This is a genomic window from Phormidium sp. CCY1219, assembly GCF_055795085.1.
The window spans coordinates 57,544-75,837 of record NZ_JAYFEQ010000448.1; the positions used below are offsets into that span (position 1 = coordinate 57,544).

Sequence of the window (18,294 nt, forward strand, 5' to 3'; positions counted from 1 at the left end):
AACTGCAATTTGAAAAAAGGTTACGGCTTTTTCATCCCCGGTTCCCTAGGCATTTGGCAATCCAATTCGCTTTTTGGTTCCCGCTGCGGATAGACCCAGTTATCGAACAAGGTTTGGATGAGGGTTCGATAGGTTGAACTCTGTTTGTCGATTAAATGCTGGTAATCGTCATGGGAATTTACGTGATAGGAAGAATTCCGGGTCTCGATGTGGGCTAACCAAGTGGTGTGGATGGTAAAACCGACGTTAAAATCAGGATGCCACAGTTTGCATTTTGGCCCACTTTTGAGATCGGCGGCATCAAAAATCCACAATTCATTGCCGTTAGTCGGATCGGATCCGTCCCCGTGATGAACGATGCAAGCGATGTAACCATCGGTAGAACTTCCGCGATCGCTGCGGGGAATAAATTGAGGAGAAATCGCCCACCGATTCTCGGGAAACTGATAAACATCAGCGATGCTCAATCGGTTTTCCCCCGCTTTGACACTTTCTCGGGGTTTTATCTGCACCCGCAATAGATTCGAGTTGCGACCTTGTGCGGTAATTTCATCCAGTAATTCCAGTCCGATCTGTCGGTGGGGGTAATCTCGATACAGGTGAACCATGTGGGGAGTTTTCAGTTCCGACCAACATCCCAAACAACTCCAGTAAATATTCTCCAGGGTCTCGGGATGGGGAAAATTGCGATAAGCATATAATGCCGGCCCCCAGGTATAATTCACGTCCATTACCGTATGTTGTTGGTTCTCGATTAAGGTACCGGTTTTGCCATCGATTTCGTGACACCCCAATCGACTGATATCCATCGGTCCGGCGATCGCGCCATACAGACGCCCCAGCTTTTCCCCTGCTTCATTCTCGTCATAGTCAAATTCGGAAAGCCATTCCGCCGCATCCCAGGCACACACATGGGACACATGCAGGGTAATGCGATCGCCCGGGTTGCGATAGTCTACCAAAAAGTGCGCCGCTTCTCCCGGAATGATGGCTTTCTTAGCATCCACAGAATCTTTTTCCGGCTTTAAATCCCGGCGATTGATGATATAAACCCGCGTATGAGACAGTTGCGGTTTATCGAACCAATTTCTGAGAATTTTTTCGATTTCTGCCGCGTCATTGATGTTTGAAAAAGAGGGCAGCAATTCTTCAATAGAAAGCTTGAAGGCGGTATCTACCAGCACTATATAATCTTCTGTTACCCCCATTTGGTGGATGCTTTGCTCGATTTTCAGGGGGCATCCATTATAGTGAACTTTCCATTTTTTCAGCTTACCCGCACCGTCCCACTGCATCAAATACACAAAGTTTCCCGTAAAAAATTCCCAAATTGCCTGCAGGAAAAGCATCAAGCTTTGGAAAATTTGGTAGAGTTTTTTCCATCCGAATTGCAGGGAAAATTCTCCCTTCTCATCCGGCGGTTTGAGTTCAGCATCTTCTGCGGGATAGGTGGTAACTTTGCCGCGATTTTTCAGCCAGTCTACCAACTCTTTCAACAAATAGCAAATCGGAAATAATTGCGAGAAAACATTGGCAGGCGATCGCCCAATATTTACCGTAAACATCTCGGACGTATAAGGGTCGAAACAGGGATGCGCCGAGGTTTGCACGATTTTAAACACTTGCGGCGGTTGACCCAACGAATTGCCCAGCTTGCTGACTTCTTCCCATTCATCATTGCCCCCCACCGGCGTCACGGTTTCGAGGGTTTTCGGGTCGATTTCGTAGGGACGACCCACATCCCAGGTCACCAACAACCGATCGCGGTTTTCCCCCTGAAATTTCATCGGCAAAAAGGCGGTATTTAATTGATTGCGCGACCCTAACCGAGAGATTCTCGCGATGCCTAGATTGTAAAATTTCAAGCTGCGATAGTCGGGACATTTAGCGGTGGTTACATCGGCGTAATAACAGGGGGGTTTCACCAATCGCGCGGACAGAAATACCCCCTCTTGCAGATTGTCGAAATCCACCCGATAAACCATCCCATCGCCATTGTAAAGAGGGGTAGTGCCATCACGAGAAGGGCAGACCGTGGCTTCACTGACATCTACATCCCCCGGGGGTGAATCAATCGACCCATTCGCCCCAATGAAGAACAAATGCCCTTGCAAATCCGTGGGAATCGTTCCTTCCTTCACCTGTAGTTTTAGGGGGCGCTCTTTCGCCGCTGGATTGTCTTCTGGGTTGCCAAATTCAGCTCGACTCACTGACAATATCGAGCGCGGAAAGCGGGTGGTTATGCTTTTTTTTGTATCGGTTTGTAGTAGTTCGTTCATCAGCGGTTGTGGTTTTTCGGTAAAAAAGCAGTATGGGGCGATCGCCGAAATGGCATGGTTCAATGGTAACGATGACGCCAAAACCCTGTCACCCTGTGGGGCGATCGCCAACTGTGGATGTTGTTACCCTGGTTACAAAATCCTAAAGTTTCTAAGTGGAAGACTATTTTAACCCAAAATTAACCGTATCAACTTCGCAAACAAATCAGGGTTCCGAGGGAGAAAAGCGAAGGGGCAAGGCATAGGTTCCATCGGGGAAAACGGGAGGAAAGCGAACTGTAGCTTTGTCAATTTCCCTTCTTTAACCGCCTCAAAATAGTTTTAATACCGTCGGGGGCTTTGCCAGCGATAAATGACGGCTAAAGCAATGGACAAAAAAAGCAATAGCCAAATCACTCCGCTGGAAATACCAGAGAGAACCTGTAGTCCTCGGAGTACCCAAAGGAGGACCAGGAGGCTAACCACAATCCAAAATGACCCGGAGACAATTTTGAGCATCTGCGTCGGAGGCGATCGGCTTTACAGGTGAAACGCAGCTCGGGGGAGAACCCAAACAAGGGTTGGTGCGCGCTTTCTCTAGTGTGCCACAGGGTGGAGGGTTTGGCAGCCCATCTGTTTTTCTTGCATTCCAGGGAAAAATAGGGTCAAGAGAAACGGACCGGCGGACCTTTGCATCGCCGCCGAGATGTTTTGCCCGTGGTGAATCGCGTTACAATCAACCCCCAAACATCACAAATCATGCATTATGCCCAGTCGTAAAACGTTGAAATTACCAGATATCGAGCTTTCTTACCTGGAGTGGAACCGAGGAAAAGAGCCGCTGTTGTTATTGCATGGGTTGGGAGACCATGCGGGAGTGTGGTGTAGCTTAGGGGAGTATTTGGCCGATCGCTATCATATTGTGGCACCGGATATGCGCGGTCACGGGGAAAGCGGCAAACCGGAAACGGGATACTCGGCCACCGAGGCGATCGCGGACCTGGAAGGAGTGATGAACCATCTCGGTTGGGACTGCGCCCACATCTTGGGTCACTCCTGGAGTGGAAAATTGATTCCGATTTGGGCGCGCCAAAACCCGCAGCGCTTCAAAACTACCATCTTGGTGGATCCGATTTTTATTACCAAAATGCCTAGCTTTCTCAAGTTGAGTTTTCCAATTCTTTATCGCACTCTGGATTGCTTGAAAATGATCGGGCCATTTCCCAGTTATGAGGCGGCGCAGGCGCAGGCGCAGCAACTCGGTCAGTACGCCGGATGGAGTCCTTTGCAACAGCAGGTGTTTGAAGGGTCTATCGAGCAAAAACTGGATGGGAATTGGGGGAGTAAGTTTGTCGTCGCCGCCCGGGATGGAATTTTTGCCGATGTGATGCGGGTGGCGGGGTTAACTGAAGCGATCGCGATTCCCACTTTATTCATTCAACCGGAAAAAGGGGTCAATCGTTCCGCTTGGCAAATGAAGCCTTACCTCAAGTATTTAAAACATCTTAGGATCCAGCGACTCCCTGGGAATCATTGGCCGTTTTTAGTTCAACCCACGGCGTTTAATCAGACAATCGAAACATTTTTAGCCGAGTTTGCCTCCAGCTAGTGCGGGGGCACAAATGTTGTCCGTTTTCGTGAAACCCTGATTTAGAAAGAACTCTGGCCATTGCTGTCCTACCCTAGGGGCGAAAAATGAGTGCCAGAGCGATCGACTCGACTGGACAATTCCCGGTTTCAATTGTTATTGATTGAGGGGTTTAGTACATGAGGGGTTTAACCCCCCACTTGACGCTTAACACTTCTACATGAGAATCTATTACCCTGAAGCTCGGAGATAATAGCAATGACAGGATCCAATCCCGCCTTCGGTTTTAGCCCAAGTTCCGCATCCAATTCCCGGGATGCTGACAATTCTGGCCTCGATCCGACCAGCGATCGCTCAAACCCCCTCGAAATAACGAGGGAAAATGGGGAAGAGACGCCCCATAGCGCGATCGCCGCAGTGGATCCCCAGCAAGCCTGGGAAACCGCTTTGCGTCAAGTAGGAGAAGAACTGCAACAGGTTCGCCTTGACAGAGGTATTTCTCTCTATCAACTGCACGCATGGACCTACGTTCCCCTGGATCACATCAAGGCAATCGAAAACGGGACCGTCGAGAGTTTGCCCCCAGCCATTTTCGTGCGTGGGTTTGTCCGTCGCCTCGGCGATGCCTTGGGATTAAGCGGTTCGGAGATTGCTGATTCTTTACCCGAAATTACTCCGCATCAAACCCTCGCCAACACCTCGGAAGAATTCAACTCTGCTTCTGGATTTTCCCTCAGTCCGATTCATTTGTACGTGGGCTATGCCGCAATTTTAGTCACTGCAGTTGCCGGACTAACTTGGATCACCGGTCAGGTTTCCGCCGAGTCTTCTCCCACTCCCGCAAGCGGGACAACCCTCGAATCTACCATTGAATCCGAGGAATAAATCTCCTCTCAATTGATTGAGATGAAGCATGGTTCCCGAGAAAATTATCACCAAAAAACGGGTTGTTATTTCACAGATAGTTTCTCGGAAAAGGCGTACCAAAATTAAGCAAAGTCAGTGTTAATCAAACATACTGATAGCTTTGATTGTCGGTTAAACCTTACCAAAGCGCAGCGATCGCTGAGCTTGTAAAAACCGAATAAACCTCCGCGATCGCAGCTAATTTTTTCGGCGATTTATATTCTTATTTTGAGGCAATTTAACAATAAATGAAGGAAAATAAATATCCGTTAGAGCGAGGATTGAAAAATTTTTAAATTCAAAAAATACCCCAAAAATACCCGGCAAATTCAGAAATACAGGCCACTGCTTTCCGGGGGAATCCATACTTGCAAGAACCCCACACAAACCCCGGAGTCACCGTCACAGAAATTCCCGTTTGAACCTACACTCAGCCGGCGATCGGGGAACAGAAAACTGCATTCGTGCTGAATTGGGAATCCTCAGCCCCCGTCAAGCCAGGAATAACGCACCGATCCAAAGCTAAGCCGGATTTTATTCCAGAAAAACCAAGATTTATGGTACAAAATCGGCTAAAATGCGCTTTGGCATCTGTTGGCTCGTTGGGAGAGATGTGGCTGGTCAAGCGATCGCCCTTTCATACCCTAAAACCCCTCGGCATTGTTAAGCGCCTAAATCCGGATTCGATTCTCCAAAATCCGAAACCTGAGAGGGATTCATTCTAGGATGGCGAGAACTGTAGCAAGATGCCGGCAACCCTTCGAGGGTCTAGCCTTCTGAGAGCAATCGCTTTCTCGCGCCCGCGCCGGAAGTCAGCTTCCTCCTGTTGCCCCAGGGTGGATCCAGCATAATTCTACAGATAAGCTAAAGTATTTGGATAAAAATCCATGTCCCCGATCGAATCTTTCAGTCGCATTAAACGTTGGCCTCGCATCGCCCTAGTGAGTTTATCCTTAGGAGGGATTTGCGCCATCACTCCAATCCAAACCGCGATCGCCCATTCCCCTCTCGATGGCGAAAATCAAACCCACCGCAATCCGCCCGCACAATCCGAATTTACCGCATCTAGACGCGATTCAATCCCACCGGAACAAATACATCACCCTCCTACAACTCTCCACGACGCGAGGGCGATCGCATCCCAGTTACCCCCCGATCGCCTTCCCCGCATTTCTCCAGTTCAGACCCAATTCACCACCGTATCCCCAGAGGAATCTCAGTTCGACCCTCACCAAAACGCGATCGCCCAACAACTCAGCGCCTGTCCTAACGGACTGCAAGTAGAAAGCGTCAGCGGAGAGGTCACATTTGAAGGACAGCTCATCTCTGCGGGAGAATGCTTGCAACCCGCCACCGGCACCATCGTCGCCGATGTCAATTCCACCGCAAGGTTGCGCCTCGACAATTTTCGCGGCAGCATCGAGGTCGCCGAAGTCACCGAATTTAACCTCGAAACCCTGTCAGATTCCAACGTGGATTTGTTCGTACAACAGGGGCGCGTCCGCTTTTCCGTCGGTCGCTTATCCCAAAATCGCGCAGCGCTGCCCGCCGAGACCCTAGAAGCGCTCAAAACCACTGACCCAGAGAACCCGGCGATCGCCCAAAACCGTGGCGGCGATTCTCCGTTTCGCGTTCGCACTCCCACCGGCGTCGCTGGCGTGCGCGGCACCTCCTTTGGCGTCGATGTCGGTCCTAACGGTCAAACCGGCGTTAGAACCTTAGCTGGCACCGTCATCGCCAGCGGTCAGGGGCAAGAAGTTACCGTGGGTCGAGGTCAGTTTACGGTGATAGGTCCTGGATCTGCCCCCCTAGCACCCCAGGAGATTCCCCCGGAATCCAAATTCCGCGTGTTGCTCACCCAAGTCCGAGGCATGGATCTGGTTCGCATCGAAGGCAAAATCGATCCCCCCGACATTTTACTGCTCGACGGAGAACTGGTGGAAACCAATAGCGATGGGACGTTTTCATTGTTGGTGCCTCGCCCCCGGTCTCGCCGTTTCCGGTTTGTGGTCCGAGGTCCAGCAGTTCGCGAACGAGTCTATGTGGTTCCGATTCGATAATCTGCCGCTAGTCCAAGTCACTTCCCCAGTCAGTTTTCTCTCGATCTTCGAGAAAGCTGATTTTTTTTATCTTTGCGAAATACCATCAGGCCGTAAACATCCTACCACTCTTGCCCGGTACAACCCTCACAAAATCACGCACTTCCCGGAATGCTGTGGGAGGATTTGCCGCAAAATGAGGCACCGGGAACGAGTACAACGATTTGAGGCTTCCACTCCCCTCCGCCTCCGGAAAAGCAGAGGCGCGAATTTCGTTGATACTCGATGGGCATATTTCATCCCTTGCTCGAACGAGAAACTGCAGGCACTTTAAGCTAAACCAGATGCCACTGCCTTTCGCTCGAAATCTCTGCGAATCCTGAATGCCCGCCGCCTTGCTCAGCGGCACCAGGGTATTGCCCCACAGCGTCGGCATAGGTCCGCACGGAGAAGGGAAAGGAACGAATTAGTCCTCATTTGCGTTTTTTATCATGTAAAATCTAAACTCTGAAAGGACAGTTGGTGTTGTTGTGGGATTTCGAGGCTGGATAGATAAATATTTCCGAGGGCATCATCCGTTGGTGCCCGGAACCATCGCAGCAGTCATCTCGGTGGGGATGTGGCAGTTAGGCGCATGGCAAGGGTTGGAACGCTTGGCATATCAGATGTTATTCCAACTGCGACCCGACCCGGGGTGGGACGAACGGATTGCCGTCATCGCCATTGATGAGAAAAGCTTGCAAGAGTACGGACAGTTTCCCTGGCAGCGCGATCGCTACGCTGAATTGTTACAAGCTCTGGAATCCTCTCCTCCCGCCGCCATTGGTTTCGATATTCTTTTCCTCGACCCGAGTCCCCAAGATGAGGAACTCGCCGAAGCGATCGCCGCGAACGATCGCGCGGTCCTGGCAAGGGGAGGGGAAGGGGAAGAACCCCTGCCGATTTTACAATCCGCCACCGCCGCGATCGGTCACATCGTCCACGAAGCCGATAGCGATGGGATCAGCCGTCAAGCCATCATCTGGTTCGATGGCATCCCCACGTTGAGTTTGGCTATGCTTCACCTGGCGCGAGAGCAGACCTATGCCAGTCTTTTAGATACCATTCCCCCCACTGCCAAAATCCAGCCGAATCCAGAACTCGATTGGATTAACCTCTGGATCGATTGGCCCGGAAAAATGGAAGCGGTGCCCACGTATCCCTTTGTGGATGTGGTGGAGGGCAATGTTCCCCCAGACGCCTTTCGAGATCGACTCGTTTTGCTGGGGTTTGTGGCTACGGGGGTAGATACGAAAATTTCCCCCTTGCAACGGATTTCTGGGGTTTATCTTCATGCGGCAATTTTGGATAATTTTCTCCAACAACGATTTTTGCAGCGCCTCCCGCAGCCAGTGACGATTCTGTTACTCATGGCGATCGCCCTCGGCATGAGCTGGCTGCAGTTTAAGCGCGAATTTACCGGACGGCTGGCGATCGCTCTATTGCTGTCTGTGGGTTGGTTCGCGATCGCCTTCGCCGCTTTTACCTGGGCACAGTGGTGGCTGCCGGTAGCCGCACCGATCGGCAGCATCATTTTAGCCGGCACCGGGGGACAACTGCGCGACCAATACGAAAAGCAACAACTCTTAAATCTGTTTTCCAAGCAGATTTCTCCCCAACTCGCTCACAATATCTGGTCTCGTCGCGACGAAATTTTTCAAAATGGGGATCTGCCGCCTCAAGAACTCACCGCTACGGTGCTGTTTATGGACATTCGCGGCTTTACTAGCATCTCGGAACTCATGTCCCCCCGGGATTTGCTCCCCTGGTTAAATGAATACCTCGATGGAATGTCGGATTGCATTTTGGATAATGGCGGGGTCATTGATAAGTATATTGGGGATGCGATTATGGCGGTGTTTGGCGTTCCGTTCCCCCGCGAGTCACACTCACAGATCGAACAAGATGCCCTCAACGCGATCGCCGCTTGCTTTGCCATGCACCAGCGACTCCAAGTGTTGAATCAAAAATTCAAACAGCATGGTCAACCGGAAATACGGATCGGGATTGGGATGCATACCGGATCTCTGATTGCCGGCAGTGTGGGGGGTCGCCGACGAGCCAATTTTTCCGCCCTCGGCGATACGGTGAATGTGGCAGCACGATTGGAGCCTATGAACAAGCAGTTTACGGAAAATAATCCCTTAAATCTGTTGGTCACCAGTCACACTTATGAATATGTGCGCGATCGCTATGTTGGCATCCAAGTGGGGCAAATGCAACTGCGGGGCAAGCAGCAAGAAACCACAATCTACGCGATCGTGGAGGAACGTTCTACCGCCGATTAAGCAGTTTGCTACTTAAATTGCGCTAGGCTTTCTTGTTTCTGCCGCTCTTTGCCATCACCCATCGCCTTTTACCTCCTCCATTCCATCCCGGTAGTCGCCAGCATTCCCTCCCCAAAAATCTCACAAATCAGGGGTGCTCTGTAAAATCGAGCCACACTATGATATGATGTTTCGGGTTTTTATGCCTGAAAAAAACTCGGGTAAATCTCTATTATTTTACCATGTTTTATTGTTTTAAAAAACAATAAAATAGCCAAACAGTTAGGCCAATTAAATGTTAATTATACATGCAGATTGGGGTCGAAAGCGCAATAACCTGGCGCTCGAATTCTTTGATTGGCAGTGGGCACCTGGTGTAGGGACAGGCGATCGCCACATTTTGGCCTTGGGATTCCCCATTGTTATCCCCCGGCTCTTATCTAATGCCATTTTTTTGAATGACGAAACAGTTAAGATCCCCCGCTCTTGCTGCTTACAAAGGGGGACCCAGAGGAATAAATACTTATCTCACCAAGACCAACGGCGAAGCCCCGCAATCGATCGTCATGGGGAGTTCGTATTCTGCGAATTGTTGCAGAGCTAAATGAAAATGGTATAAGTCGGCGTTGTAGCGATCGCCGCTTTACCCGGGGCAGCGATCGGGATTGGCCCCACCACAGTTTCTCCATGCAAGTCCCGGCACTCATCAAAAATTACCGAAGTTGGCGGATTTGCGCCGGTTGAAAAAATTTTTTTTATGCCGTATAATAAAATTCAAATTTCATCAGTGGTGCATGTCACGTGACGACAAGCAGGGTGCTACATTCTCCGGTGAAACCCTCCGATCCAGTCACAGGATGACCCAAAAGGCTTCCTATCCAAGGCTAGAGTCGAGCCGTTGTCTTTTTTTCAGGGTGTTGGAAGGGTAAGGCGATCGCCAACGCGATGCAGATCTGCATCATTATTATTCCACTGTTTTGAATTGCAAAGCAAAAACCTCAGGAGCAAGTTGAGGGTGCAGCGCGTCAGCAAATAAACGACTCCTCGGGTGTGGCGGGCAGCGGTTTCCCCATCCCTAAAAAGGCAGGAGAGAAGGAGCCTGTACGATGGTCCCTCTCTCCCTCTCTTCCCTGATTTAGATAATGTTTTAGCATCTAGCTATTTTTTTCTGGATTTCCTCGGTTCTAGAGATGTTAATTCTAATGTCACCTTAGGGCTATGGGGGTCTTGCTTGAGATTACAACGAAGTGTGGTTGGTTTGTCGTCATCATCTTTTTCGGATTTTTTGCCCGAGAAAATTTCCACTGTGAATGCAATAAACAACAGAATAAAGACTACAACTGGCATAATACTTGAACTCCAAATAAAATGGCAATTACTTAGAAATATACCTGGGTAGAGTCAGGGTTTGGGTTTTACTATGCCAGTTTGATAATTGGCAGAACCATGCCTGGGAAAAGGTAGAGTTTTCCCGAAAAAGCGATTGCGAATCCACGCATGGTTTGTGTCAGAAAAGCCAACGCCAAATTCCCGATGAGCGCAGTGGGGATGAAAGCCAGAACAACGCCACTGATTTTAGTAAAAGTCCAGTGCTGGGTGCATCAACCATCTTGCAGAAATTTATTCCTGAAAGATAAAGCAGAGCGCTGAAAACTATTGCGACTTTCGCGGTGCGCTGGAGGTTTGGAAAGCAAACCGGACTCCGGAGCGATCGCGCCTTACTAGCCGAAGAGGAATCCCCCATCGCGGACTCACGATGGCATCCCTGATGCCCTAATCAGGAAGGTTGTCCTCAACGCGAAAACAGGGATATCCCGACCCAGTGTCAAACAAAGCGGCTAAAAAAAGCGCCAAAACCAAAAACCAAGCCGATGGGTGGCACGTTTCTACGCCATTTGAGGATCGCGGGAGGGTTGAAAGACCCAAACCAGAGAGTCAGTTTTGTCCTCAGGGACGTGCTTTGCCATCGGGAAATTGCAATGTCGAGGTCTAGGTGGAAATTGGTTTTATGCAGAAATTCATGTCAATACCCCGATTAGAAACGTTACTTGCGGATCGCTATCAAATTATTCAAAGCCTGAGTAACCAGGATGTAGGAAAGACCTACATTGCTCGAGATACGCAACAATTGGGCCATCCGAAATGCGTTATCAAACAGCTTCAATTAACGAAAAACCCCCAAAGCTGCCTCAAATCAGCCCAGCGGTTGTTTGCCATTGAAGCCGAGATCCTGAAAAAACTCAGCATCCACGATCGGATTCCAAAATTATTACACTCCTTTACAGAAGCGAACTGTTTGTACGTAGTGCAAGAATTTATTGTCGGAGAAACCCTCACCGACTTGCTTCCGGTTGGCAAGCGCTACACTCAACCTTGGAGCGAACCCGAGTGCCTCCAGTTTTTGCACGAGATGTTAGAGATCCTCGAGTTCGTTCATCAGCAAGGAATCGTTCACTGCACTATCGCACCGGAAAAGATTATCAGACGTGAAGCTGATGGAAAATTCGTGCTGCTCGACTTTACAGCGGTGCAGGCAATTTCCCAACCTTATGTAACGAAGCGCGGAGAATTTTTAATTACCCTGCCAATGGGGACGTTTGGGTATTTACCGCCAGAGCAACTCACCGGTAATCCGCATCCGAATAGCGACCTATACGCCTTGGGTTTGATTGGCATCCAAGCACTGACGGGAAGACATCCGGCACAGTTAGAGGTTGACCCCACCACTGGGGATCTGCAGTGGGAGCGAGAACTGCTCGCCCCGGTGAGCGAAGGGTTGCAGGCGCTGTTAAGTCAGATGGTGAAGTATCACTGGAAAAATCGCTACCCCTCTACAGCAGCGGCGATCGCGGCACTGCAATCCCTCCAGGGGTCTGACGCCCAGGTAACCCGTGGGAAAAACAGCCCAGTGCAGAGCGCTCAATGCACGGCAACATCGGAGGAGAATTCCAAGGTGCTACAGATAACTGGTGAAGAACGGACCGGGGAGGATTGCAACGCTTCAATTCCGACGCCGACTTCTCTTTCCCGTTGCGAATTCGAGGGCGGTGTCCCAGAACAGTCTCATCCCGGGGTGGAAACGTCCGGGCCAGCAAAGGTAAATTTAGATTTAGAGTTAAAGGGGATGTCTTCTACAGCAGATACAAGTAATATGGTACCGGATGATGCGGAGTTGTCATCGGTACCCACAGGGAAGGCAAACTCTTCGCAGAATTCGACCCGCCCGATGCCCTCTGTTTTGTTATTGGGAATGTGGACTGGGATTACGGTGAATTCGCTGGTGATTACTGGTGGATTGACCTCTTTGCTGCATTTTTCTCCCTCAGATGAAGGGCCAGAGAAATTACGTCAGGCCACAGAGCAGTTTCATGCCGGGGATTATGAAAGCGCGATCGCGGCAGTGGAATCGATTCCCACCTTCAGTGCGGCATATTCCGATGCCCAGACCCTTTCCCGTCGCTGGCAGGAGGATTGGGAAAAAGCGGCGGAGAAATTTCCGTTAGTGGAACAAGCTTATCAGCAGGAGCGCTGGACCGAGGCGATCGCGATCGCCTCGGAGATTCCCGAGATTGAGTTTTGGCAAAATAAAATTGCGCCCCTAGTGGAGTCAGCCACGGAGAAAGTGGCTCCTTTGACCCCCGGGTGGTTAGAGACTGGATATGAAAAGGCGCGGGAAAGAGATTTTGAGGCGGCGTTAGAATACCTGACGAAAATTCCGCCAGGAACCCCTGCGTATGAGGCGGCGCAGGCGAAAATTCCCGAGTATCGAGAAAAGCGCGCGATCAAGCTGGAAGCTGAGGCGCACGAGTTAGTGAAACGGGCGTATGCAAAGGCGATCGCGAAAGATTTTGATGGGGCGATCGAGTTGCTTCTGACGGTGCCGAAGGATACGCCGACTTATAATAAGGTGCAAGAAAAAATTCGCGAGTACAAGGAAAAGCGGCGGATTAAGGGGAATAAATTGTTGCAACAAGCTTATGAGCGAGCGCGAGGTCAGGATTTTGCGGGGGCGATTCGCTTCTTGAAGCAAATTCCGAAAGGGACTCCTGCCTATGCGATGAGTCAAGTCAAGCAGGTGGAGTATGGGAAAAAGCTGCGGGTAGGTCGCAAGCGAGCAGCGGCGACGGGGGTGAGCGAAAGCCCGATTGCGGTTTCTCCTTTAACCCTGTCCTCGTTGGCCACTGAGGGGATGGAAGCGGGCGATCGGGGGACGCGGGTGGCGCTGGAGTCGCAGATTTCCGGGATAGTGGAGGAGTTAGAGCCGGGGGATTTTTTTCAAGAGGTGACGCTTGAGATGTTTTTGGTGTGAGGGGGAATAGTCGAGGGAGAATTTGGCCTCGAGGATGAGGGGTGACAGGTTGAGGGTTGAGGGAAAGGGATCCGCGTGTTGGGTGCTTTTCCCTCATTTTTTATGGGGGTGAGGGGGGATTTATTCGATTTCGGCTCGATCTACCGTGGCATCTCCCGGTCCGAGAATGAATTTGATGGGGAGGCGATTGGGGTGTGCTTTGGCCACGGTGCGATAAACTTGGTAGTTGGTGGGTTTTGCTACTTGGCGATCGCCGAGTTGATAGTTGAGTTCGTACTGGACGTTTTTTTGCAGTTGGGGGGTGCTGGCGGTTTCGTTGGGTTGTTTGCGTTGTTCGATTTCCTCTACTGTGGGACGGGGGGGAAGCGCCGGCCACCACAAACCGCGATCGTCTTCGAGGACCGCTCCTTCAGGTTTGATGCCGTTGCGATTGATTAAGGTGGTGGAGGCGAATGTTTCTTGGCGCGGGTATTTTCCTCCGCCTGGGGTTTTGGTATATTCGACTTGCCAGGTATATTTGACTATGGCGGTGGCGTCATAGCGATCGGTGATGATGTTATTGCAGCCGGTGAGGGCGAGAGCCAGGGTAAAGCCAGCGATCGCCATTCCCAGGAAGCGGCGTCGGCGATGGGGGCGAACCGGGCGAGGGTGTGGTGCCTGGGGTGCGACGGACCCCAGGCAGGAGTTTGATGAAAAATCTTGACCGGGTTGAAGCAAAATAATTTATTTTTTTTATCTCGGCGAACAAGTTTTGGGAGAATTTTGATTTTCTATTCTAACATAACGGTAGCGGGATGTAGGTTGGGGAAAAATTAAATTAAATAAACTTTTTTGAAGAAAAGCAAATGCCATTTGCGCCATTGTATCCAATTGTGTATCGAATTTTGAAGCCTTGTTTTGGGAGTTGTCTGTGGTCGGGGAGTGAAACCGAAGCGCAGATCGCTTTGACATTTGACGATGGTCCCCATCCGCAGTACACGCCAGAGTTGCTGGAGGTTTTGGATGAGTTCGGGATCGAGGCGAGTTTTTTTTGGTTGGGGGTTTGTGTGGAGCGATCGCCGCAGGTGGCGAAAGCGGTGTACGAGCGGGGTCATTGGATCGGGTTGCATGGCTACGAGCATCGGTCGTTTCCGCGATTGAGCGCCCGGGAGTTGCACGAGAGTTTGACGCGCACCCAAAGGGCGATCGCCAAGGCTTGTCACCTCGACCCACAGCAGGTTAATACCCAGATGCGAGATGTTCGTCCCCCAAATGGATTGTTTGTGCCTAAAACGTTGGAATACTTGCAGCGGTGGAATTATCGACCGGTGATGTGGAGTGTGGTGGTGGAAGACTGGTGGAGTCCGGGGGTGTCGGTTGTGGTGCAACGGGTGCTACAGCAAGTCCAAAACGGCTCTCATATTGTCTTGCATGATGGATGCTACGGTGGCGCAGATGTTGCTAAAATTACGGCGCAACTGATTCCCGAATTGTTGCAGCGCGGTTATCAATTTGTTACACTCGATCGGCTGTGGCATTCACTCAAATCACCGAATGTCTCGGGCGCAAAAGCTCCCTAGGGTGGGTCGCGATCGCGAAAGCCGTTCGCCGGAAACACTATCGGAAGCGTTACCCCGATTGGCATCCCTCTAGATATAGAGGAAGAGGCGACAAATGGCATGGAAAAGCCAGGGACTCGCGATCGCTCGCAATCGGCAGAAAAGACGATTCAAAGACAGATGAATGTCAGTATTACAATTCTTTTCATTTCTGCCCCACTCCAGCCAACCATGAGTGCCCCTTCGGTTGAGGGAATGTTAACTTATGCAATAAAAGCCCTGTCAAATTCGAGATGGATTGATTAAAATATCGAAGTGGACTTAACTTACGGAAATGGCTAATTGTGGCATCGCTCGCCCCTACCCGCCTACCTCAGCGCGCGGACAAACTCGCAAAAGTCGGCAGGAAAGAATCCTTCAGCACAGATGACGTTATGCGCCGATGCCCTCGGCAGTTAACGGGATTTGCAGTGGCGTTGCGTGACAAAGGTCGCGAAAATCAAGCGCATTTTTCGACTACACCCCCACCGGGGAAGAACGAAGCGCTCGAGGAAGAACGCTTTCCCACTGCCCGCCAAAAAAAAAGGGTATCCTATGCTCGTAGAGGATTGGATTCCTGGGGGCGATTCCCGTGAAATATCTGGCCAAAAAATGATGGGAAGATCCGCAAAAATCATCCGTAGAACAGTAATGAAGCAAAAATGCGAAACCCCGTGGAATGCAGCAGTGTGATTCACTCCTTGCCAAATCCAATCAGAAGACCAACCAGATGCGAATGCATCAGACAAATTGGGGCAAGCTGAATAAAGTGGTGGATGAATTTTCCCCGAGGGGGCTTGCCCCTAAAGCACAAAATTCATTTCTTTGTTAAAATTTCAATCTGAATATGAATAGGAGGCGATCGGTCAAATCAACTCGGGAGCTTACCCGTCAAAGCCACCAAACACGCCAGATGGCTATCGATGGATCTATATGAAGGAAATCAAGTGAAGATGGGTGCATTGATTCTTAGATTGCTGGGAACTCAAAGGGCAAAACTTGCCTTCCAGTGTATGGGTAAACAGCGACAACTGAATGTAAAGAGTTTGTCAAGATGGGGATACAGTGGTTATGCCTTGTTCTCGCACCCGAGCCATTGAAAGCGCGATCTGGCAGCGGATCGCCCGGGGCGATGGTGCAGGTCAGATGCGGATGTCAGGAGGTTGCTTCCTTAGAGATCCCGACTGGCAAATAAACCCAGACAACAAGCGTGCATTTTTTGTGAAAAAGGCTACAATTGGTGCATGTCTTTGCGCCTACCGCACAGAACCCAAACTGAAGAGAACACTTCTAGTTAACCGTTTCGTGGATTGGGAATAATTAATGAGATACAGGTTCTGTTCTAGTTACTCGTGGATGGAGAGCAGTTGAAACGCAATTGCCACCCAGTGTTTGTCGCTCAGGCTTTGCGATAGGCGCAAGCTGACCGGATGACACGGGCCAGACCCGATCGCCTCTGGGAATCGTCACTGGAAAGTTGGGTTTTTCCGGTGGTATCGAGACCTTCTTAATCAGCCGGAAATGGGGGTAAAATCCACTGAGGGGCTAGAAATTGAGAACTGAATCCCGATCGCACATTTGAAAATTGTTGATTGTTTCATTAAGGAGCATGAGGAACGCGGCATGACCCAAGCTAACAACGTATTGGCACCCCTTGAGAACTCCGATCTCGAAGCGATCGGTCGGTCTCAAAATGAATTAGATATGCTAATCGATTCGTCCGACGAATCGATGCAAAACCGCTCGGGAGACGAGGAGGTGATGGAAACTTTGCCCGATGGCGAGGATGGCAAGTCGGCTAAACTGAGCGCTGCCCGTCGAAAACCCCAAGCCAAGAAGAAGCACTATAGTGAAGACTCGATCCGTCTGTATTTGCAAGAAATTGGTCGGATTCGACTGCTGCGCGCTGACGAAGAAATCGAACTGGCGCGTAAAATTGCAGACTTGCTCGAATTAGAGCGCATTCGCGAGCAACTCTGCGAACATATGGGACATGAGCCGAGTGAGGCGCAGTGGGCAGAAGCCGTAGATATGCCTTTACCCACGTTTCGCAATCGCCTTCATTTGGGCAGGCGGGCCAAGGACAAAATGGTACAGTCCAACTTGCGTCTGGTGGTTTCCATCGCTAAAAAATACATGAATCGGGGATTGTCTTTTCAAGATTTAATTCAAGAAGGCAGTCTCGGTTTGATACGCGCCGCCGAGAAATTCGACCACGAAAAAGGTTACAAATTCTCCACTTACGCGACTTGGTGGATTCGACAGGCGATTACGCGCGCGATCGCGGATCAATCTCGCACCATTCGCCTTCCGGTTCACCTCTACGAAACAATTTCTCGCATTAAGAAAACCACGAAGCTTCTTTCTCAAGAAATGGGTCGCAAACCCACGGAAGAAGAAATCGCAACTCGCATGGAAATGACCATCGAAAAGTTGCGCTTTATTGCTAAATCGGCTCAATTACCGATTTCTCTCGAAACTCCGATCGGCAAAGAAGAAGACTCTCGCTTGGGGGATTTTATCGAATCTGATGGGGAAAACCCAGAAGACCAAGTGTCTAAAAATCTCCTGCGCGAAGACCTCGAAAGCGTCCTCGACACACTTAGCCCGCGCGAACGCGATGTGTTGCGCTTGCGCTACGGGTTGGACGATGGTCGGATGAAAACGCTAGAAGAAATCGGCCAAATATTTAACGTCACTCGCGAACGCATTCGCCAAATTGAGGCGAAAGCACTGCGGAAGTTGCGCCATCCCAATCGCAACAGCATCCTGAAAGAATATATTCGCTAATCGCGCCCCACTGGGTTAGGGATGGGGGTCAATTCGGTGGCGATCGCCCTTGACCCCCCGCTTGGTTCATCAATCCCTACGCACCAACTATGACCCTCGAAAAACAACTGGCAGTTCCGACGGGAACTACCAGCTATTTTTTTTTTCACCTTGCCACAGGGGGGACAAAACTCACGTGAGCATTAAACCCACAACCGAGATTTTTGTTCCCCTACGCGCGATCGCCCCCTGGTGCAACAGCCAGAGTTGAACCAGATTCGCCGCACTCTCCTTTTCTCGCCTAGCTGGCGATCGGGCGAGGCGATCGGGCCTTTCATCCCCTAGGGATACTGAAAAGCAGTGAGTGGCTTGTATGGAGAAATCACCAACAGGTTTGTGGTACAATCATTTCATCTCGAGCGCTACGGTAAAGGGCGCAACACCGATTCCGAATTCATCCGCAGATTTTGTAACGTTTGGTTAAAAAAATCGCACCTAGCATTGCCAAAGAAGCAACGTTGTGGTAACAAAAGCTAGGGAGC

General features: G+C 50.4%; 9 protein-coding genes. 7 read left to right on the forward strand and 2 right to left on the reverse strand.

Annotated features, from left to right (window positions below; translation table 11 throughout):
• Positions 1–20 precede the first annotated feature (20 nt).
• Positions 21–2,342: a carotenoid oxygenase family protein gene (locus AC0QH1_RS10810; RefSeq protein WP_324631100.1), complete on the reverse strand. Its 2,322-nt coding sequence runs from the start codon at positions 2,340–2,342 to the stop codon at positions 21–23.
• Positions 2,343–3,021: 679 nt separating this feature from the next.
• On the opposite strand from AC0QH1_RS10810, the gene AC0QH1_RS10815 reads away from it, so the two are divergent.
• The 5 genes from AC0QH1_RS10815 to AC0QH1_RS10835 all read left to right on the forward strand — a co-directional run bounded on the left by AC0QH1_RS10815 (position 3,022) and on the right by AC0QH1_RS10835 (position 13,406).
• Positions 3,022–3,867, forward strand: a complete 846-nt coding sequence (locus tag AC0QH1_RS10815) for an alpha/beta fold hydrolase (RefSeq protein ID WP_442957303.1) — start codon at positions 3,022–3,024, stop codon at positions 3,865–3,867.
• Positions 3,868–4,104: 237 nt separating this feature from the next.
• Positions 4,105–4,731, forward strand: coding sequence for a helix-turn-helix domain-containing protein (locus AC0QH1_RS10820; protein ID WP_324631102.1), 627 nt, complete (start codon positions 4,105–4,107; stop codon positions 4,729–4,731).
• A gap of 908 nt (positions 4,732–5,639) precedes the next feature.
• Entirely contained in the window at positions 5,640–6,812 is a 1,173-nt protein-coding gene (locus AC0QH1_RS10825) for a FecR family protein (RefSeq protein WP_324631103.1), read from the forward strand.
• Positions 6,813–7,321: 509 nt separating this feature from the next.
• Entirely contained in the window at positions 7,322–9,118 is a 1,797-nt protein-coding gene (locus AC0QH1_RS10830) for a CHASE2 domain-containing protein (RefSeq protein WP_324631104.1), read from the forward strand.
• A gap of 1,999 nt (positions 9,119–11,117) precedes the next feature.
• Positions 11,118–13,406: a serine/threonine-protein kinase gene (locus AC0QH1_RS10835; protein WP_324631105.1), complete on the forward strand. Its 2,289-nt coding sequence runs from the start codon at positions 11,118–11,120 to the stop codon at positions 13,404–13,406.
• 120 nt (positions 13,407–13,526) lie between these two features.
• Here the strand turns inward: AC0QH1_RS10835 and AC0QH1_RS10840 are convergent, their stop codons facing one another.
• On the reverse strand, positions 13,527–14,123 hold the full coding sequence (locus AC0QH1_RS10840) for a hypothetical protein (protein ID WP_324631106.1): 597 nt from the start codon (positions 14,121–14,123) through the stop codon (positions 13,527–13,529).
• A gap of 128 nt (positions 14,124–14,251) precedes the next feature.
• On the opposite strand from AC0QH1_RS10840, the gene AC0QH1_RS10845 reads away from it, so the two are divergent.
• Together AC0QH1_RS10845 and rpoD are read left to right on the forward strand one after the other, a co-directional pair.
• The gene (locus tag AC0QH1_RS10845) at positions 14,252–14,965 is read left to right on the forward strand and encodes a polysaccharide deacetylase family protein (protein ID WP_324631108.1); all 714 of its coding nucleotides are present in this window, start codon (positions 14,252–14,254) and stop codon (positions 14,963–14,965) included.
• Positions 14,966–16,606: 1,641 nt separating this feature from the next.
• A complete protein-coding gene (gene rpoD / locus AC0QH1_RS10850; protein ID WP_324631109.1) occupies positions 16,607–17,773 on the forward strand; it encodes an RNA polymerase sigma factor RpoD in 1,167 nt (388 codons plus the stop codon).
• Positions 17,774–18,294 lie beyond the last annotated feature (521 nt).